This window comes from Brevundimonas sp. NPDC055311 (genome assembly GCF_053645695.1).
This window is the reverse complement of sequence record NZ_JBSHMV010000002.1, coordinates 472,169-490,996: the sequence shown is the minus strand read 5'-3', so window position 1 is coordinate 490,996 and position 18,828 is coordinate 472,169. Positions and strand designations below refer to the sequence as shown.

At 68.5% G+C, this 18,828-nt stretch carries 16 protein-coding genes and 1 tRNA gene; 8 read left to right on the top strand and 9 right to left on the bottom strand.

Features of this window, described 5'->3' with window-relative positions; all coding sequences use genetic code 11:
* The first annotated feature begins 35 nt into the window (after positions 1–35).
* Together ACWIDZ_RS08150 and ACWIDZ_RS08145 are read left to right on the top strand one after the other, a co-directional pair.
* Positions 36–863 (top strand): TerC family protein, encoded by an 828-nt coding sequence (locus ACWIDZ_RS08150; RefSeq protein ID WP_291782620.1) that lies wholly within the window; start codon positions 36–38, stop codon positions 861–863.
* Between the two features lie 2 nt (positions 864–865).
* A complete protein-coding gene (locus ACWIDZ_RS08145; protein WP_453987967.1) occupies positions 866–1,678 on the top strand; it encodes a glutaminyl-peptide cyclotransferase in 813 nt (270 codons plus the stop codon).
* A gap of 154 nt (positions 1,679–1,832) precedes the next feature.
* Here ACWIDZ_RS08145 and ACWIDZ_RS08140 read toward each other — a convergent pair whose 3' ends face one another.
* Entirely contained in the window at positions 1,833–3,995 is a 2,163-nt protein-coding gene (locus ACWIDZ_RS08140) for a primosomal protein N' (protein WP_453987969.1), read from the bottom strand.
* Positions 3,996–4,198: 203 nt separating this feature from the next.
* Here ACWIDZ_RS08140 and fsa point away from each other — a divergent pair, with 203 nt between their 5' ends.
* The 4 genes from fsa to ACWIDZ_RS08120 all read left to right on the top strand — a co-directional run bounded on the left by fsa (position 4,199) and on the right by ACWIDZ_RS08120 (position 7,595).
* Positions 4,199–4,852: a fructose-6-phosphate aldolase gene (fsa, locus tag ACWIDZ_RS08135; protein ID WP_119412556.1), complete on the top strand. Its 654-nt coding sequence runs from the start codon at positions 4,199–4,201 to the stop codon at positions 4,850–4,852.
* Between the two features lie 23 nt (positions 4,853–4,875).
* Positions 4,876–5,580: a DUF484 family protein gene (locus ACWIDZ_RS08130; RefSeq protein WP_452112291.1), complete on the top strand. Its 705-nt coding sequence runs from the start codon at positions 4,876–4,878 to the stop codon at positions 5,578–5,580.
* A complete protein-coding gene (locus ACWIDZ_RS08125; RefSeq protein WP_453987972.1) occupies positions 5,562–6,491 on the top strand; it encodes a tyrosine recombinase XerC in 930 nt (309 codons plus the stop codon). The genes ACWIDZ_RS08130 and ACWIDZ_RS08125 overlap by 19 nt, the downstream gene beginning before the upstream one ends.
* 84 nt (positions 6,492–6,575) lie before the next feature.
* Positions 6,576–7,595, top strand: coding sequence for a pepsin/retropepsin-like aspartic protease family protein (locus ACWIDZ_RS08120; protein ID WP_346485088.1), 1,020 nt, complete (start codon positions 6,576–6,578; stop codon positions 7,593–7,595).
* Here ACWIDZ_RS08120 and ACWIDZ_RS08115 read toward each other — a convergent pair.
* The 4 genes from ACWIDZ_RS08115 to ACWIDZ_RS08100 form a co-directional block, all read right to left on the bottom strand.
* A complete protein-coding gene (locus tag ACWIDZ_RS08115; RefSeq protein WP_453987974.1) occupies positions 7,582–8,373 on the bottom strand; it encodes an SDR family oxidoreductase in 792 nt (263 codons plus the stop codon). The genes ACWIDZ_RS08120 and ACWIDZ_RS08115 overlap by 14 nt on opposite strands.
* A 100-nt stretch (positions 8,374–8,473) precedes the next feature.
* Positions 8,474–9,559: a DUF5694 domain-containing protein gene (locus ACWIDZ_RS08110; RefSeq protein ID WP_453987976.1), complete on the bottom strand. Its 1,086-nt coding sequence runs from the start codon at positions 9,557–9,559 to the stop codon at positions 8,474–8,476.
* Between the two features lie 141 nt (positions 9,560–9,700).
* A complete protein-coding gene (gene lpdA, locus ACWIDZ_RS08105; RefSeq protein ID WP_453987978.1) occupies positions 9,701–11,113 on the bottom strand; it encodes a dihydrolipoyl dehydrogenase in 1,413 nt (470 codons plus the stop codon).
* Between the two features lie 176 nt (positions 11,114–11,289).
* A complete protein-coding gene (locus tag ACWIDZ_RS08100) occupies positions 11,290–14,115 on the bottom strand; it encodes a TonB-dependent receptor (protein ID WP_453987980.1) in 2,826 nt (941 codons plus the stop codon).
* 251 nt (positions 14,116–14,366) lie between these two features.
* Here ACWIDZ_RS08100 and ACWIDZ_RS08095 point away from each other — a divergent pair, with 251 nt between their 5' ends.
* Positions 14,367–15,485, top strand: a complete 1,119-nt coding sequence (locus ACWIDZ_RS08095; protein WP_453987982.1) for a phytase — start codon at positions 14,367–14,369, stop codon at positions 15,483–15,485.
* Between the two features lie 31 nt (positions 15,486–15,516).
* Here ACWIDZ_RS08095 and ACWIDZ_RS08090 read toward each other — a convergent pair whose 3' ends face one another.
* The 3 genes from ACWIDZ_RS08090 to ACWIDZ_RS08080 form a co-directional block, all read right to left on the bottom strand.
* Positions 15,517–16,092 carry a hypothetical protein gene (locus ACWIDZ_RS08090; RefSeq protein ID WP_453987984.1) on the bottom strand — a complete coding sequence of 192 codons (576 nt, stop codon included), beginning with the start codon at positions 16,090–16,092 and terminating at the stop codon, positions 15,517–15,519.
* Between the two features lie 114 nt (positions 16,093–16,206).
* Positions 16,207–16,281 (bottom strand) — tRNA-Gly (locus tag ACWIDZ_RS08085).
* Positions 16,282–16,551: 270 nt separating this feature from the next.
* Complete coding sequence (locus tag ACWIDZ_RS08080; protein ID WP_346485096.1) at positions 16,552–17,334, bottom strand: SDR family NAD(P)-dependent oxidoreductase; 783 nt, start codon at positions 17,332–17,334, stop codon at positions 16,552–16,554.
* Between the two features lie 54 nt (positions 17,335–17,388).
* Between ACWIDZ_RS08080 and ACWIDZ_RS08075 the strand changes: the two genes are divergently transcribed.
* Complete coding sequence (locus ACWIDZ_RS08075; RefSeq protein WP_453987986.1) at positions 17,389–17,793, top strand: YkvA family protein; 405 nt, start codon at positions 17,389–17,391, stop codon at positions 17,791–17,793.
* 2 nt (positions 17,794–17,795) lie between these two features.
* Here the strand turns inward: ACWIDZ_RS08075 and ACWIDZ_RS08070 are convergent, their stop codons facing one another.
* The gene (locus ACWIDZ_RS08070) at positions 17,796–18,797 is read right to left on the bottom strand and encodes an NADPH:quinone oxidoreductase family protein (RefSeq protein ID WP_453987988.1); all 1,002 of its coding nucleotides are present in this window, start codon (positions 18,795–18,797) and stop codon (positions 17,796–17,798) included.
* Positions 18,798–18,828: the final 31 nt, after the last annotated feature.

Below are 18,828 nucleotides of genomic sequence, written 5' to 3'. Positions count from 1 at the left end.
TTACCGAAAAATCCTAACCTCCATCAGGAACCCCGATGCTTGAAAGCATAACCCCGCTGCTGACCGATCCCGCCGCCTGGGCGGCCCTCGTGACCCTGGTCGTCATGGAGGTGGTGCTGGGGATCGACAACCTGATCTTCATCTCGATCCTGTCGAACAAGCTGCCGCCCGAACACCGCCAGCGCACGCGCCGCATCGGCATCGGCCTGGCCCTGATCATGCGCCTGGGCCTGCTGGCCACCATCGGCTGGATCGTCGGCCTGACCACGCCGGTGTTCGACCTGGGCTTCCACGGCGAGACCTTCGACACCGCCTTCTCCTGGCGCGACCTGATCCTGATCGCCGGCGGCCTCTTCCTGGTCTGGAAGGCCACCAAGGAAATCCACCACGCCGTCGACGTCACCCCGTCGAACGACATGCTGGAGAAGGACAAGAAGGACGTCGTCATCAACAACGTCGGCGCCGCCATCGTCCAGATCATCCTGCTGGACCTGGTGTTCTCGGTCGACTCCATCCTGACCGCCGTGGGCATGACCGATCACGTGCCGATCATGATGGTCGCCGTCATCATCGCCGTGACCGTCATGCTGCTGGCCGCCGACCCGCTGGCGAACTTCATCGACAAGAACCCGACCGTGGTCATGCTGGCCCTGGGCTTCCTGCTGATGATCGGCGCCGTGCTGATCGCCGACGGCTTCGGCGTCCACGTGCCCAAGGGCTATATCTACGCCGCCATGGCCTTCTCGGCCTTGGTCGAGGGCCTGAACATGTGGTCGCGCAACGCCCAGATCAGAAAGAACCAGGCCGAGGAAGCCGCCAAGGCCGCCCTCAACAAGGCCGAAACCGCCGAGCCCGGCGTCTAGACGTGCGTATCGGGCCGGCCCTGGCGGTGCTTCTGCTGGCGCTTCCCGCGTCGGCGGCGGCGCAGACGCCGGGACCGGCCCCCGCTTCCCCCTCCGCTCAGCCCGCGCCCGCCCGGGTTCCGGTCTACGGCTATGAGGTGGTGCGGACCTTCCCCCACGACCCGACCGCCTTCACCCAAGGGCTGGTCATCCGCGACGGCGTGCTGATCGAGAGCACCGGCCGCGATCCTTCCAGCGTGCGCCGCGTGCGGCTGGAGGACGGCGTCGTGCTGCAGAAGCGCGAGCTCGATTCTCAATATTTCGGCGAGGGCCTGACCGAGAAGGACGGCCGCGTCTTCTCCCTGTCCTGGATCAACGGCGTCGGCTTCATCTGGAGCGCGGACGACCTGAAGCCCGTCTCCCGCTTCAGCTACACAGGCGAAGGCTGGGGACTGACGCACGACGGCACGCGCCTGATCCTGTCCGACGGATCGGCGGCCCTGCGCTTTCTCGACCCCGACACCCAGGCCGAGACCGGCCGCGTCTCCGTCACCCTGAACGGCCGCCCGGTGCGTCAGTTGAATGAGCTGGAATGGATCGACGGCGAGGTCTGGGCCAATGTCTGGCAGACCGACTACATCCTCCGCATCGACCCTGAGTCCGGCCGGGTGGTCGGCGTCATCGACCTCAGCGGCCTACTGCCCAGGGATCAGGTGAAGGACCCGGTTGACGACGTGCTGAACGGCATCGCCTGGGACGCGCAGAACCGCCGCCTGTTCGTCACCGGCAAGAACTGGCCCAGCCTGTTCGAAATCCGGCTGACCGGGCCGAGGTAGGCCCCTTCTTCCCGTTCATCCCGGCGGACGCCGGGATCCAGTCCTTTGGCCCCAGACGCGCGCAGCTCTCACTGGGCCCCGGCGTCCGCCGGGGTGAGCGGAAGGGACGGTCTGCGCTCAAGCAGCGAGCCGCCGCGCGGCGAGCGATAGCGCCCTACAAGAAACTATAGGGATCCACGTCCACGGTCAGCCGCACCGAGGCAGGAACCTTCACCCGCGCCAGCCAGGCGCGCAGGAAGGCCTGCAGGTTCACATCTCGATCGGCCCGCACAAGCAGCCGCTTGCGCCGCCGCCCGCGCACCAGCGCCAGGGGCGCGTCGGCGGGGCCGTAGACCTCCAGCCGTTCGGCGTTGGGGATGGCCTCGGCCAGATCGCGGGCGACCTTCTCGACCGCCATGGCGTTCTCGCTGGACAGGATCAGCGCCGCCAGACGACCGTGCGGCGGCAGGGAGGCGGCCTCGCGCTCGGCCATCTCGGCCTCGACGAAGGCGTCGCGGTCGCCCGCCGCCAGGGCCTGAAGCACCGGATGCTCGGGCGTCCAGGTCTGCAGCAGGGCGCGGCCCGGCTTGTCCGCCCGCCCCGCCCGGCCCGTGGCCTGGGCCAGCAGCTGATAGGTGCGCTCGGCCGCGCGCAGGTCTCCGCCGCGAAGCCCTAAGTCCGCATCGACCACTCCGACCAGGGTCAGACGCGGGAAGTTGTGGCCTTTCGCCGCAGCCTGGGTGGCGACCAGGATGTCGATCTCGCCGTCGGCCATGGATTGTATGAGGGCGCGGGCCGACTTGCCGTCCGGCACGGTGTCGGAGCTGAAGACGGCGGTGCGCGCCTGAGGGAAGAGCTGGCGCACCTCCTCCTCGACCCGCTCGACCCCCGGCCCGACCGGGACCAGGGAGTCCTCGGCCCCGCATGACGGGCAGGCCTTTGGCTTGGGCATGGAGAAGCCGGTCAGGTGACAGACCAGCCGCCCGGTGTAGCGATGCTCGACCAGCCAGGAATCCGTATCCGGCGCCGTCAGCCGGTGCCCGCAGACGCGACACAGCACCACCGGGGCATAACCGCGGCGGTTGAGAAACAGCAGGCTCTGTTCGCCCCGCGCCAGGGTCTCGCCGATGGCTTCGCGCAAGGGCTGCGACAGCCAGGTCTGCGGGTCGGGCGGACATTCGCGCAAATCGATCAGGCCGATCTCGGGCAGGACCGCCGCCCCATGTCGCGCCGCCAGCTTCAGCCAGCGATACCGCCCCTGATGGGCGTTCCACAGCGTCTCCAGCGACGGGGTGGCCGAAGCCAGCACCACCGCCGCCCTCTCGATCCGCGCCCGCGCCACGGCCAGGTCGCGGCCGTGATAGACCAGCCCCTCCTCCTGCTTGAACGAGCCGTCGTGCTCCTCGTCCACCACGATCAGGCGCAGGTTGGCGTAGGGCAGGAACAGGGCCGAGCGCGCGCCGACCACGATGTTGCAGCGCCCGGCGACCACCGCCTCCCACGCCTGTCGACGGCGCGGCGGGGCGACGCCGGAATGCCATTCGGCCGGAGCGACGCCGAAGCGGGCGGTGATGCGCTCGATCACCGCCTGGGTCAGGGCGATCTCGGGCAGCAGGATCAGCACCTGCGCCGTCGGATCGGCCCGCAGCGCCCGCGCCGCCGCCTCCAGATAAGCCTCGGTCTTGCCCGAGCCCGTCACCCCGTCCAGCAGGAAGGGCGCGAAGCCGCCCGCCGCCACGGCCTGCGCGATCGCGGCCGCAGACGCCGCCTGATCGGGGTTCAGCGTCGCAGGCGCATGGTCGGGATCGGGCGCATCGAAGGCGGCGACAGCCTCGACCTCGAACGCCTCCAGCACGCCTTCGTCGACCAGTCCCTTGACCACGCCGGACGAGACGCCCGCCGCCCGCGCCAGATCGGGGCCGGACATGGCCCGCGCGCCCAGCGCCTCCAGCACCGCCGTGCGCGCCGCGGTCGGGCGAGCGGGACTGCGCCCCTCGACGCGCTTCACCCGCCGCTCGGGCCGGGGCCGGGGCGCGCGCAGGCCCTTCAGCGCCGTCGCCGCCATCTCGCCCGGCGGGCTCAGCGTCCAGCGCGCCGCCCATTCGACGAAGTCCAGCGTCCGTTCCGGCAGGCGCGGATCGTCCAGCACCTGCTCGACCGCCTTGAGCTTGCGATTGGAGCCGGTCGTCTCGAACACCTCGGCCACCACGCCCCGGATCAGGCGCGGCCCCAGCGGCACGGCGACCTGATCGCCGCGCGCGACCGCCAGCGCCTCGGGAACCGCATAGTCGAAGGCTTCCGGCACGGGCAGGGGGATGAGGACGGAGGCGACCTTCACCGTGCGCCCTCGCACGCCCGCAACGCCGACGTCCGATACCGACGTCGCGCCCTGCCATGATCGCCGCCCTTCGCCACGCCCGGCGAAGCGATTTCAGACGATTCAGACGAATTGGACTCTGTTTTTTTGGTCACGGAGTCTGAAATATCCCTGTCCGCGAAAGACGGTCGCTTCCGTCACAACTCGGCGCTAAAACTGGTCTCATGAAACTCTTCCTCGACACCGCCGACGTCGCCGTCATCAAGGACCTGCTGCCCACCGGAATGGTGGACGGCGTCACCACCAATCCTAGCCTGATCGCCAAGTCGGGTCGCAACATCGCCGAGGTCATCGCCGAAATCTGCGCCCTGGTCGAGGGGCCGATCTCGGCCGAGGCCGTGGCCACCGATTTCGAGACCATGGTCAAGGAGGGCGACAAACTGGCCTCCATCGCCCCCAACGTCGTGGTCAAGCTGCCGCTGACGTGGGACGGCCTGCGCGCCACCCGCGCCTTCGCCGACAAGGGGATCAAGACCAATGTCACCCTGTGCTTCTCGGCGGCCCAGGCCATGCTGGCGGCCAAGGCGGGCGCGACCTTCATCTCGCCCTTCGTCGGTCGTCTGGACGATGTCGGCGCCGACGGCGTGGGCCTGCTGGAAGACATCCGCACCCTTTACGACATCCACGACTTCGGCACGGAAATCCTGGCCGCCTCGGTGCGCAATGCGGACCATGTGACCGCCGCCGCCCTGGCCGGCGCCGACGCCTCGACCATTCCGGCCGACGTTTTCAAGGCCTTGGTCAAGCACCCGTTAACCGACAAGGGGTTGGATGCGTTTCTGGCGGACTGGGGCAAGACCGGTCAGTCGATTCTGTAATTTAGACCCGATGAGAGGTCCGCTTGAGCACTTCCCTGGACCTCTCCACCGACCCGGCGGCGCCAGGCCTGCACTGGCCCGAAGTGCGCGCCTGGCTGGGCGATCACGCCGAACACCTGCTGGATGATCGCGCCCTGCTGGAAGAGCTGGGCCTGGCCGCCACCGGCCGCAACGTCGTCGACTTCGGCCGCGCCGCCCTGGCGCGGCTGGAGGCCGTCGCCCAGCGCGAGGCCGGGGCGCGCAAGCTGATCGAAGAGATCGCCCGCGCCAACTTCGCCGCCCAGACCCAGACCCACGTCGCCGCCCTGGACCTGATGGAAGCCCGCACCCACGCCGAACTGGCGCGGCAGCTGGACGCCGTGGCGCAAGGCCGTTTCGGTCTGGCGGGCGCCGCCGTGGCGATCGAGAAGCCGGGCGCCGTCCCCTTCGGCTGGAAAGCGCTGGAGCCGGGCCGCGTCGACGCCCTGCTGGGCGAGGACGGCCTGCACTGGCTCGGCCCCAACTTCACCGGCCTCAGCCTGTTCGGCCCGTCCGAGGGCGAGGTCGCCTCGGTCGCCCTGGTGCGGATGACGTTGCGCGCGCCGGGCGAGGCTGCGCCCCGCGCCGCCCTGTGCGCCTTCGGCTCGGGCGAGGACGACGGCTTCACCCCCGCCATGGGCTGCGAACTGGTGGCCTTCGTCGCCCGCGTGGTCGAACGCATGGCCGAGCGATGGCCGCTGGAAGCCTGAGCGCGCAGGACGCACTGGCCGCCTGGCTGGAGCATCTGGCCCATGAGCGCCGCCTGTCGCCGCGCACGCTGGAGGCCTATGGCCACATCGGGCGGCTGTATCTGGCCTTTCTGGAGCGCCATCGCGGCGAGCCGCAGAGCGCGGCGGACCTGGGGTCCGTCACGGCGGCCGAGGCGCGCGCCCATCTGGCCGAGCGCCGCAGCGGGGATCGCCCGCTCAACGCCCGCTCGCTCAGTCAGACCTTAGCCGCCATCCGGGGCTTTCACGCCTTCCTCGACCGGCGTCTGGGCGTGGCGACGCCGCAACTGGCGCTCGTGCGCGGCCCCAAGGTCAAGGCCTCCCTGCCCCGCCCCGTCAGCGAGGATCAGGCCAAGGGCCTGCTGCATGAACCCGAAGCCGATCCCGACATGGAGCCGTGGGAGGCCGCACGCGACCGCGCCGTCCTGACCCTGCTATACGGTTGCGGCCTGCGGATTTCGGAGGCTCTGTCGCTGAAGCGGTCGGACGCGCCCCTGCCCGACAGCCTTCGCATCACCGGCAAGGGCGACAAGACGCGCATGGTCCCCGTCCTGCCGCAGGTGCGCGAGGCGACGGACGCCTATCTGGCGCTGCAGCCCTTCGTCATCGACGCCGATCAGGCCCTGTTCCGGGCGCGGCGCGGCGGTCCCCTGAGCGCCCGCCATGTGCAGGCGACGGTGCAGCGGCTGCGCGGGCGCCTCGGCCTGCCCGCCTCGGCCACGCCCCACGCGCTGAGGCACAGTTTCGCCACCCACCTGCTGGGCGCCGGCGCCGACCTGCGCTCGATTCAGGAACTGCTGGGCCACGCCAGCCTGTCGACGACGCAGAAATACACCCAGGTCGACGCCGCCCGCCTGCTGGCAGCCTACGCCCAGGCCCACCCGCGCGGGTGACCGTCTGAAGGCGGACTGTTCAGCGCAGCGAAAAGGCGCCAGTTTCCTCCTTGGGGATCGATCGCGGAACGGGAGTTCACGCGCGTGCGCAGGCCGATTCTCGTTCCTGAGACCGATTACCTCGCCCCCAGCCGTCGCATGGCCTTGAGCCTGCTGGCCCAGACAGGGTTTCTTCTAGCAGGCCCGGCCTGGGCGCAGGAAGCGGCGGGTCCGGCGCCTCCGCCCGACGCCGAGGCGCGTCTGCTGACGAACCTTCTGACGCGCATCGGGGTCGAGGTCGATCTGGACGGGCGCAAGGCGCTGTTCGTCATCGACACGGGCGCGGAACGCAGCGCGGTCTCGGACCGGCTGGCGCAAGCGCTGGACCTTTCCCCCGGCCCGCCCGTCCTGGTGCACGGCATCACCGCCGCCCAGATGACGCCGACCGTGCGCCTGCCGCATCTGGCCTTTTCCGGGCGGCGTTTCGCCGACCTGGTCCTGCCGGTCTTTCCCTCTGGGCTGCTGGGCGCCGACGGCCTTCTGGGGCTGGACGTGCTGTCGCGCTTTCGCCTGACGCTGGACCTGCGGCGGCGGCGCGTCATGCTGGCGGCCTCGGGCGCGGACGTCGTGCGGCGCGGCCTGTCCTTCGGCGGGCGGGCCAGCCGCGTGGGCCAGGACATCACCGATGTCCGCTCGGGGCGCTTCAGCCAGTTGATCCTGACCCAGGTCGCCGCCGACGGCGTTCCGGCCGTCGCCTTCATCGACAGCGGCGCCCAGTATTCGATCGGCAATCGCGCGCTGATGCGGGCGCTGGATTCGCGACTGGGCCGGGTCGAGCGCCCCTTGCTGCGCGTCTATGGCGTGATCGGCCAATCCCTGTTGGTGCGGTCCGGCGAACTGGCTGATCTAAGGCTGGCGCGGCGCGATCTGGGGCCGACGCCCCTGCTGTTCGGCGATCTGCACGCCTTTCGCATCCTGAACCTGATCGAACGCCCCGCCCTGTTGCTGGGCGCGGACATCCTGACCCGGTTCAGCCAGGTGACGCTGGATTATGGGCGCGGGGCCGTGACCCTGGGCGGCCTGGTGCGGCGGCCCGCCGCCGTTCCCGGCCTCAGATCGCCCTGACCGCTCCGCCGTCCACCCGGATCAGCGAGCCGGTGACATAGCCCGCCAGCGGACTGGCCAGGAAGGCGGCCACGGCGCCGAATTCCTCTGTCGCGCCGATGCGACCGGCCGGGATCGTCTTGACCGATTCCGCACGGGCCTCCGAAGGTTCGACGCCCGTGGCGGCGGCGCGGGCGGCGTCCAGCCGTTCGATGCGCGGCGTGTCAATGCGGCCCGGCAGCAGGGTGTTGACCGTCACCCCGTTGGCCGCGACCTCGCCCGACAGCGTCTTGGCCCATGCCGCCACCGAGGCGCGCAGGGTGTTGGACACGCCCAGCGTCCCGATCGGCTCGATCACGCTGGTCGAGGCGACGTTCAGCACCCGCCCCCAGCCCATCGACCGCATTCCCGGCATGACCCGGTCGGTCAGGCGGAAGACCGACAGTACCATGGCCTCGAACTGCTCGCGCCACAGCGCCGGGTCCAGCCCCGCCACGCCCGAGGGCGGCGGCCCGCCCGTGTTGTTCAGCAGGATCTGGATCGGCCCGCCCAGACCCGCCTCGGCGATGTCCACCGCCTTCAGCAGGGCCTCGTGATCGGCCAGGTCGGCCGGGGCGATGACCGCCCGGCCCGGCCCCATGGCGTTCAGGTCATCGGCCACGGCCTGCAGCTTGACCGCATCGCGCGACAGGAGAGCCACATGCGCGCCCTCGGCCACAAGAGCCGTCGCCACCGCGCGGCCGAGACCGCTGGAGCCGCCGCAGATCAGGGCGCGCTTACCGGTGAGTTGAAGGTCCATGCTGTTCTCCCCTGCCTCATGAAGCTTTCGCCGCTGACATGGGCGCAGGCGCGGCCGATTGCGAGGCCCGTCGACCAAAGTCGCGGGCGAGGGACGGAAACTAGCGCAGCACCTCATCCGAGCTGACCAGCCGCACGTCGTGCATCTGATTCAGATAGGCTTCGTAGTAGCCCTTGTGCGAGGCGCCGACGATGGTCAGCATCCGCGTGCCCGGATAGCGCCCCAGCACATCGCGCATATTGGCGACCATGCGCAGGTTGCGGGTCTCCCAATAGCCGAGATAGCGGCGCCCGAACGCCTCGGGCGACGGCTCTACATGGGTCGCGCCGAAATCCGAGCGATAGACGACCATCTGCGTGTCCGGCGTGTTGTAGTCGCGATAGATGTTCAGCACGCCATTCGGGTGCTCCAGGTCGGCATACAGCCGCTGGTCTGCGTCCTTGCGCGCCTGGACATAGGGATTGTCCCACGCCGCCATGATCGCCTTGGCCTGCGCCTCTTCCTCGTCAAGCGGGGTCGCGGAGTCCGCCGTGTGATCATCAACCGCCCACAGGCGCTCATGCCCCAGCCGCGCCGCCAGTACGGCCGCGACCAGGTCGACCTCGTTCTTTCGGGTCATCCGGCGGTCCAGGGCCGCCGCCATTTCCGCCGTCAGGCTGTCGCCCGCCACCCGCTCAGCAGCGGGCAGACGCAGCCATTGCACCGAGGCGGAACCCGGCTCTCCCGCTGCGAGGAAGAGAGCCGCCAGACGTCGCCGATCGGCCGCCGTCGGCGCCTTGGGCCAGGCCTCCAGCAAACGCTCGACCTCGGCATTGGCCGCCGGCACATCCATACCCAGCGCCCGGCCGGCGGCGGACGGGTCATAGCAGAAGGCCTCGACCGATTCCGCATAACGCGACGGATAGCGCCGCATGAAGTCGCACTGCAGGCCGGACAGGTTTTCGACGGCGATGGCGGTCGGCCGCCAAGCCTCCAGCCGCGTCAGCAGAGGCTGAAGCTGTTCGGCGCGGAAGCTGTCGGGCAGGTCGGACAGGTGCGGCGAGCCCAGCACCAGAACCTCATTGAACGCGCCTGCCGGAGGGCCTTTCAACTGGTCAGGGTGAAACGTGGGTCGATAGTCCTGCGCCGAGGCGACAGAACCGATCACCGCCCAGGCCGCCGCCGCCATTCCAATCGCCAAACGCATCGCTTCACCCTTGCTCCCATCGTTTCGCGGTGAAACTGAAGACGGCCGCCAAGGCCAGCAAGTTAAGTTTCAGCAACGAAAAACGGCGCGCCCTGTGCGGAGCGCGCCGTTCTGATCGCAGTCTGAAAGACGGTGAGGCTCTTAAGCCTGCATCGTCCAGCCTTCGACGCCCATGGCGGCCTGACGGAAGGCTTCCGAGCGGGTCGGGTGCGGGTGGCAGGTGCGGGCCACGTCTTCCGAAGCGCCGCCGAAGGCCATGGTCATGCAGGCCTCGCCGATCAGCTCGCCCGCCTGCGGGCCATAGATGTGAACGCCCAGAACCTTGTCGGTTGCGGCGTCGGCCAGGACCTTCACGAAGCCCTCGGTCTCGTGGTTGATCTTGGCGCGGCTGTTGGCGGCGAAGGGGAACTTGCCCTTCTTGTAGTTGACGCCCGCCGCCTTCAGCGCCTCTTCGGTCTTGCCGACCCAGGCCACTTCCGGGCCGGTGTAGATGACCGACGGCACCAGGTCGTAGTCGACGTGGCCCGGCTTGCCCGCGATCAGCTCGATCACGGCCACGGCGTCTTCCTCGGCCTTGTGAGCCAGCATCGGGCCGTGCGTCACGTCGCCGATGACCCAGACGCCCGGCGCCGAGGTCTTGAAGTGGTCGTTGGCGATGAAGCCGCGCTGATCCGGCGTGACGCCAACCGTCTCCAGCCCCAGACCTTCGGTGTAGGGACGGCGGCCAATGGCGACCAGAACCACGTCGCCCTTCAGCGTCTCCGCCTCGCCGCCCTTGGCGGGTTCGAGGGTCAGCTCAACGCCGTCCTTGGACGTCTTGGCGCCCGTGACCTTCGTGCCCATGCGGAAGGTCATGCCCTGCTTGGTCAGGCCGCGCTGGAAGGCGGTGGCGACTTCGCCGTCCATGCCCGCGCCGACCTTGTCGAGGAATTCGACGACCGTGACCTGGGCGCCCAGACGACGCCAGACCGAGCCGAGCTCGAGGCCGATGACGCCCGCGCCGATGACGATCAGATGCTTGGGCACCTTGGGCAGGAACAGGGCGCCAGTGCTGTCGATGACCTTGCCGTCCTCGAAATCGACGCCCGGCAGCGGGGTCGGCTCGGAGCCGGTGGCGATGACGATGTTCTTGGTTTCCAGCGTGGTCTTGGCGCCGCCCTCGGCTTCGACCTCGACCTTGCCGGCGCCGGCGATGCGGCCGAAGCCCTTCACCACGTCGACCTTGTTCTTCTTCATCAGGAACTCGATGCCCTTGGTCAGGGCCTCGACGCTGTCGTCCTTGGCCTTGTGCATCTGGGCCAGGTCCAGCTTGGGCTTCACCTCGATGCCGATGCCGGCGAATTCGACGTTGGCGGCCTCATACAGCTCCGAGGCGTGCAGCAGGGCCTTGGACGGCATGCAGCCGACGTTCAGGCAGGTGCCGCCCAGCGTCGCGCGCTTTTCCACCAGGGCGGTCTTCAGCCCCAGTTGTCCGGCGCGGATGGCGGCGTTGTAGCCGCCCGGCCCGCCGCCGATGATCACCACGTCGTAGGTCTGGGAAGCGGCGTCGGCCATGAGGTCCTCTGATCGTTCAGGCGCTGAAAATGAAGCGGCGCGGACACTAGCGCCGACCCCGGCGGGGTCAACCGCCACGGTCCATATAGGCGCGGATCGCTCCGGGGGCCATGCCGACGAAAGCAAAAGGCCGGGCGTCGCCGCCCGGCCTTCCATTTTCAGCCTCTATGGACCGGTCAGTATTTGAAGCGAACGCCCATGAAGACGTTGTAGCCGAACTTCTCGTACTCATAGGTCCGCTCGCGCGAGCCGTAGTATTTGACGCCCGCCGAGTCGGTCAGGTTCTTGGCCTCGCCGAACACCTCGATCCCGTTGCCGAAGTCGTAGGAGGCGGTGAAGTCCAGCTGCTCGCGGCCCTCGACGAACAGGTCGAAGTCGGGATCGTCGGCGTTGATCTCTTCCAGATAGTCGCTGCGCTTGGTGTAGCTGAGGCGGGCGCTGAAGCCGGCCATCTCGTAGAAGAGCGCCAGATTGTAGTTGTTCTCCGACTGGCCCGGCAGCGTAAATTTGTTGCGGCCGGCGTAGGCCTGGGCCGTTTCGATCTCGGCGTCGGTCCAGGTGTAGTTGGCGAAGACGCCGAAGCCCGAGGCCCAGCCCGGCAGGAAGCTGAACTTCTGTTGCCAGTTCAGCTCCAGACCCATCAGGTGGCCGTTCGGGGCGTTGATCGGGGTCTCGAACTCGGCGTCGAACTCGGTCCCGTCGATCGTCACCTTGTCCTCGTACTTGAGGATGTAGCGATAGTCGGTCAGGTCCTTGTAGAAGGCGTTGGCCGACACCACGCCCAGGGAGGCGAAGTAGTATTCCAGCCCAAAATCGACGTTGTTCGACAGCGTCGGCTGCAGGTCCGGATTGCCGATCTCATACGAGGCCGTCTTCTTAGAGCTTTCGGTCTGCTCGATACGGCGCGGAACGATCTGACTGAACTCGGGGCGCGAGATCGAGCGCGTCAGGGCGAAGCGGCCGATCAGATTGTCCGAGAAGCTGTGACGGATCGTCAGGTTGGGGAAGAACTCGGTGTCATCGCGATCGACCCGCGCCACCTCTTGAGACTCAACGCCATCCTTGGTGAACAGGCTGGCGGCCTCGCCCTCGAACTTGGTGTTCTCGACGCGCAGGCCGAAGATGATGTTGGTCGCACCGATGTCCAGGCGGCCTTGGGCGTAGGCCGACAAGATGTCTTCCTGAGCCGTGTAATCGGCAGCGATGGAGTCTTCATCGCGCCGCGTCGCCTGGGGCCGCACCTGACCGAAGTAGCCGTCGACCAGACCGTTGTTGAACTTGTGCCCCAGCAGATAGCCGTAGTTGCGCGACTCCGTGTCCGTCATCAGGTCGGCGTAGGCCTGGGCGGGCGCCTGTTTGATGCGGCTGCGTTCTTCGTCGGCCGAGACGTCGCGCGAACGGAACTTGCCGCCGAACTTCCACGTCACCTCGCGGCCGCCGATGATCGAGGGCAGCTCGAAATTGGTCTGGAAGGCGTATTCCTCCTGGGTCGTGGTGGAGGAGCGGAAGTCCGTCTGAGCGTACTTATAATCCGACTGATCCAGGTGATCGCCGTCGGCGAAGATCGAATAGGTCGGCTCGTAGTGGCTGCCCGTGAAGTCGTAGCTGACGGTCGGAGCGCTGTTCAACTCGAACAGCAGTTCGTTGCGGTTCGGGTAGGTCTGCTCGCTGCCGGCCCAGGACAGGCTGGCGTCCCACACCGCGCCATTGCTGAAGATACGCTCCCCTCCCGCCGTCAGGGTCATGATCTCGTTCTTCTGGGTGCGGTGACGCAGCTGGCGCTCGACCGTCACCTCGTCGAAGGTCGCCTTGCGGTCGGTCGCGCCGGCCTGAAGATTCTCCTCGTCATAGGTCAGCAGCAGCTGGTTGCGGTATTCGTCGTCCTCGAACTGGGCGAACGAGCCGCGGACCCAGGCCCGCAGGGACTCCGAGGGGCGGAACTCCAGCGAGCCGCTGAGCGACTGGCGCGTGCGCTCGGTGTCGTAGTCCTTGAACAGGGTTTCCTCGAGGGCGAAGACCTCGCCGCCTTCCGGCGTCTCCATCTTGGTCCAGCCGGATTCGACGTTGTCGGGACGGCGGTTGGTCTTGGAGTAGGAGTAGGACAGCAGGCCGCCGAAGGTCTGGTCTGCGCCGAAGACGTTCGACGCCGTGGCGCCCGCGCGGATGTCCTCGCCGCCGTAGTCGTTGTAGCTGCCGCCCGCATAGCCGCTGACGGCCAGGCGGCGCTGGTCGAAGGGCGAGCGGGTCTTGATGTTGACGGCGCCGGCGATGGAGTCGGCGTCCTGGCTCGGCAGCAGGGTCTTGGAGATCTCGATGTTGGAGACGATGTCGCTGGGCAGGGTGTCCAGGTCGACCGCGCGCGTGCCCGGATCGACGGCCGGAACCGTCACCCCGTCCACCGACACGGCGGTGAAGGCCGACGGCGCGCCGCGCACGTTGATGTAGCGGCCCTCGCCCTGGTCGCGCTGGATGGCGATGCCCGGCACGCGCTGCAGGGATTCCGCCACGTTCGGGTCGGGGTAGCGGCCGATGGCGTCGGCCGACAGGACGTTGATTACGCCGTCGGCGTTCTTCTGCTGGTTCAGCGAGCGGGCCACGCCCTCGGTGATGACGCCGTTGACGATGACGTCGGCGACGGCGACCGCATCGCCCGAACCCATCATGACGGTGACCGAAGTCAGGCGGCCCGGCGCGGCGGCGACGGTCTGGGTCGCGGTCGGCAGGCCGATGTAGCGGGCCTCCAGCGTCACCTGACCCGAAACGCCGCCCAGGTTGAACTCGCCCTGGCTGTTGCTGACGGCGCGGCGGCCGCTGGCGCGGTCGATGATCTCGGCGCCCGGCAGGGGCGAGCCGTCGGCGTTGACGACACGGCCGATCAGGCCGTCGCCCGCCGGAGCGGCCGCGACGGCCGGAGCCGCGTCAACCGCCACATCGGCCGCCTGGGCGGCCACGGCGAAAACCAGCGGCAGGCTCGCCGCGCTGAGAAGAAGTCCGAGCTTCATGTCCATATCCCCGAAGGCCGGCGCCGCTTCTGGCGGCCCGGTTCCGGCGGGATGGCTAATACGTCCCGGCGACGCGGCCGCGACGATTTCACGAAAAGGAATCTGCGAGCGGAACACGGGATCGCGACAGTTGATCCCCGTTCGGATCATCCGTTGTCGAACCATCGCCAAAGCGTCGCAGGGACGCCGTTGACCGGGCCTTCGCGCGCGTGTTTCGGGCGGATAGACCAACCCGGACCGAAAGCCCCGCCATGCCCGCCATCCCGCCCCGGCGCTCGCGCCCCGCCATGCTCGCCGGCCTTCTGATCCCCGCCCTGCTGCTGGCCGCCTGCGCCGGACATGAAGTCGACTTCCAAGGCGAGGGCGACGGCGTCGTCGGCCAGGGCGCGCCCGTGCGCGCCGTGCTGGAGACGCCCTCGGTCGGCACGGTCGGCGACGACGCGGCCGACGACCCCGCCGTCTGGGCCTCCAAAACCCCCGTGACCGTCGAGGGGGTCCAGACCCCCGGCTTCGTCGTCGGCACCGACAAGAAGGCCGGCCTCTACGTCTACGGCTTCGACGGGGCGATCCTGCAGTTCATGCCCGAGGGGCTGCTGAACAACGTCGATGTGGCCGAGGGCCTGAACGTCGACGGCCGCCCGCAGCTGCTGATCGGAGCCAGCGACCGCACGCCGGGCCGCATGGGCATCGCCCTCTATCTGTTCGACCCGGCCGGGACCGGCGACAACAAGGTGCGCTACTGGGGCTTCATCACGACCGACGTGGTCGAGCCCTACGGCTTCTGCCTCGCCCGACGCGGCGAGGAGGTCCACGCCATACTGGTCGGCCATGAAGGCGAACTGCGCCAGTTCGTCGTCGCCGCCGGACCCGACGGCCGCCCCTCCGCGCAACTGGTCCGCCGCGCCGAGATCGGCTCCATCTCCGAAGGCTGCGCCGCCGATCCGGCGACCGACGCCCTGTACGTCAATGAGGAGAACGTCGGCCTGTGGCGCTACAGCCTCGACCCGGCCTCGGGCGGGACGCGCACCCTGGTCCAGCCGGTCGCGCCGGGCGTGCTGGTCGCCGACGCCGAGGGGCTGACGACGCTGACCGACGGGGAGGCGCGCTATCTGATCGCCTCCAGCCAGGGCGACTCGACCTTCCCCGTCTGGCGCATCGACGGCGCTACGCCGCAATACGAGGGCCGCTTCGTGGTCGTGGACGGGACGGTCGACGGGGTGACGGGCACCGACGGCCTGGCCGCTCTGGGCGGTCCGGTCGGCCCCTTCCCCGAGGGCCTGGTGGTGATCCAGGACGACGTCAACGACACCGGAACCCAGAACTTCAAATACGTCGACTGGCGGGACATCCGCGCAGCGCTGGGGCTGTAGGCGCTCTAGACTTCGGGCCGGCAGCCACCCATCAGCCGTGATTGCTAATGATCGCGTCATCTGGAGGGGTGAGATTGAAGGCCTCCGTCCCCGCCACTCCCGCCGCCTGAGCCGCCAGCATTAAGGCGTATGCGCCGCCTGCATCACTAGACAGCAGAAAGGATCTTCCCTGCCGTCGTTCAAATACGGCGCCAGACCAAAAGACGCCGCCCTGTCTAACGCGACGGAAATCAGACCATGCCATCCGCTCCACGCGTCCCGTGATCCAACGTACAGACACTCCGAACTCGTCGAAGCGGGCCAGCACCCCTATCTGAGTCCCGACCAGCAGCACGCCGAACCCAACGAAACACACGACGAGAGCAAGCCACGACGCCAACTGCCCGTGCGCGGACAAGTCGCTCCCGAATGCACCCAACGACAGAATGAAAGAACCGAAGGCTATGCTGACAACGCCAACGCCAAAAACTTGAGACGATCCCCGGATTTCACCTGGGCGCACGCGGCGAAGCAATCTGAACCCCCAGGCGCTCAAACCGATGGCGCTCAGAACAAAACCCGCCACGCCCAGCTTGATCAAATGGACGGGGATATTCTCAAGATTCACCGGCGCCCCCTTTCAGAGGATGTCAACGTCAACCAGGGCGCTGGAAAGATCAATGATCGCCGAAAGAAAATCGGGGCCGGCGGTTTCCCGCTGGCCCCGGATTTCATACTCGACTGGAGCGGGCGAGGCGATTCGAACGCCCGACCCTCACCTTGGCAAGGTGATGCTCTACCCCTGAGCTACGCCCGCACTCCGTTGGGAGCGATGTGCTGCTCCCCGTCGAGGAAGGGGCGTATAGCGGACCGACTTCGGATCGCGCAAGCCCCTTTTTCGTTTTTCGGCCAATCCGCCGATTTTTTTCGAACAGCCCTGAAACTTCACACGAAAACGGCCCCCGAAACGCCCGCAAGGGCGCCCCGGAGACCGCTTCAAAGCACCGCCGCCGCCACATTGCCGCCCAACCCGCTCAAGCAGCGAGCCGCCGCGCGGCGAGCGATAGCGGCCTCGCCGCGCCCCGTGTCAGCGAGGGGCGAGACGAATAGCGCCGTCCAGGCGGATGCACTCGCCGTTGATGTAGACGTTCTCGGCCAGGTGCAGGGCCAGGGCGGCGTAGTCGGCGGGCGTGCCGAGGCGGCTGGGGAAGGGGATGGCGGCGGCCAGACTGTCCTGAACCTTCTGGTCCATGCCGGCCATCATCGGCGTCCACATGATGCCGGGCAGGATGGTGTTCACCCGCACCCCTTCCTGGGCCAGGTCGCGGGCCACCGGCAGGGTCATGGCGTAGACGCCGCCCTTGGACGCCGAATAGGCGGCCTGGCCGATCTGGCCGTCCTGGGCCGCGACCGAGGCGGTGTTGACGATTAGGCCGCGCTCGCCGTCGGCCATCGGCTCCAGCGCTACCATGCCGAGCGCCGACTGCGACAGGACGCGGAAGGTGCCGAACAGGTTGATCGAGACCGTGCGTTCGAAGGACGCCATGTCATGGGCGCGCAGTTCGCCGGTGTCGCGCTTGCGGCTGACGGTCTTCTGGCCGGTGGCGATGCCGGCGCAGTTGACGGTCAGGCGCTCCTGGCCGTGGGCGGCGCGGGCCTTGGCGAAGCCGGCGGCGACGCTCTCGTCCGAGGTCACGTCCACCTTGCAGAAGACGCCGCCGATCTCCTGGGCGATGACCTCGCCGCGCTCTTCGTTCAGGTCGAACAGGGCGACCTTGACGCCCTTGGCCGCCAGGGCGCGCGCCGTGCCTTCGCCGAGGCCCGAAGCCCCGCCCGTCACCACCGCTGCGATCGAAGCGTCGAGTTTCATGAAAGTCGTCCTATATTCGATTGAACCGAGTGCTCGTGCGAGGATTTAGCGGCCATGACCGCAAAGACCAACGGGGTGTCGCCCGATGACGCCATCAATCCTGAAAAGGCCCTGGTTCCCGCCGTGCAGAAGGTGAACGAGATGCGCGTGCGCAAGGGCTTCTGGCCCAAGATGCGGCGCACCGCCGCCCGCATCCCCTTCGCCCAGCAGGCGGTCGCCGCCTGGTACGCCGCCCAGGACCCCAAGACCCCGCTGGCGGCCAAGGGGCTGATCCTGGGGGCCCTGGCCTATTTCGTCATGCCCGTGGACGCCATTCCCGACGTCTTCGTCGGCATCGGCTTCACCGACGACGCAGCGGTGATCGCGGCGGTGCTGGCGACCCTGGGCGCCCACCTGAAACCCCGCCACCACGATCAGGCGGCGCAGGCGCTGAAGCGGCTGCGGGAAGAAGAGGGCTAGACCTAGTCCTCCACCTTCACCACGATCTTGCCGACGGCCGTGCGGTCGCTGAGGGCCTGGATGGCCTCATGGGCGCGTTCCAGAGGGAAGGTGCGGCTGACGCGCGGCTTGATCTTGCCCTCGGCGTAGAGCTGCATCAGTTCGGCCATGTTGGCGGCGTGGGCCTTGGGATCGCGGGCGACGGCCGCGCCCCAGAAGACGCCGACCACCGACACCGACTTCAGCAAGGTCAGGTTCAGCGGCAGCGACGGAATCCCCGCCGGGAAGCCGACCACCAGATAGCGGCCGTTCCAGTCCATGGCCCGCAGGGCCGGTTCGGCGTAGTCGCCGCCGACGCCGTCGAAGACAACGTCCGCCCCGTCGCGGCCGGTCGACAGCTTGAACTCGCCCGACAGTTCCTTCTGAGCCGCCTTGTCCATCGGACCGGAGGGGTAGATCAGGCCGTTGTCTGCGCCCAGCTCCAGAGCGAACTCAACCTTGTCGTTGGTCGAGGCGGCGGCAACCACGCGCGCGCCCATCGCCTTGCCCAGTTCGACGGCGGCGGCGCCGACGCCGCCCGCCGCGCCCAGCACCAGCAGGGTCTCGCCCGGCTGCAGCTGCGCCCGGTCCTTCAGGGCGTAGTAGCTGGTGCCGTAGGTCATGATGAAGGCGGCGGCGGTCTCATAGTCCATACCGTCGGGGATCGGGATCAGGCTGTCGGCCTTGACCTTCAACCGCTCGACCATGCCGCCCCAGCCGGGCACGGCGACGACGCGGTCGCCCCGGAACACGCCCTTCACCCCCTCGCCGACGGCGTCGACCACGCCCGCGACCTCGGCCCCCGGCGCGAAGGGACGCTCGGGCTTGAACTGGTATTTGTCGGCGATGATCAGGGCGTCGGGATAGTTGACGCCCACTGCCTTGACCTCGATCACCACCTCGCCCGGACCGGGCGTGGGGTCCATGACCTCCTCGACGACGAGCGATTCCGGGCCGCCGGGGGCCTTGGACAGGACTGCGCGCATAGGAACTCTTTTCAGCTATCCCCCATCGGCC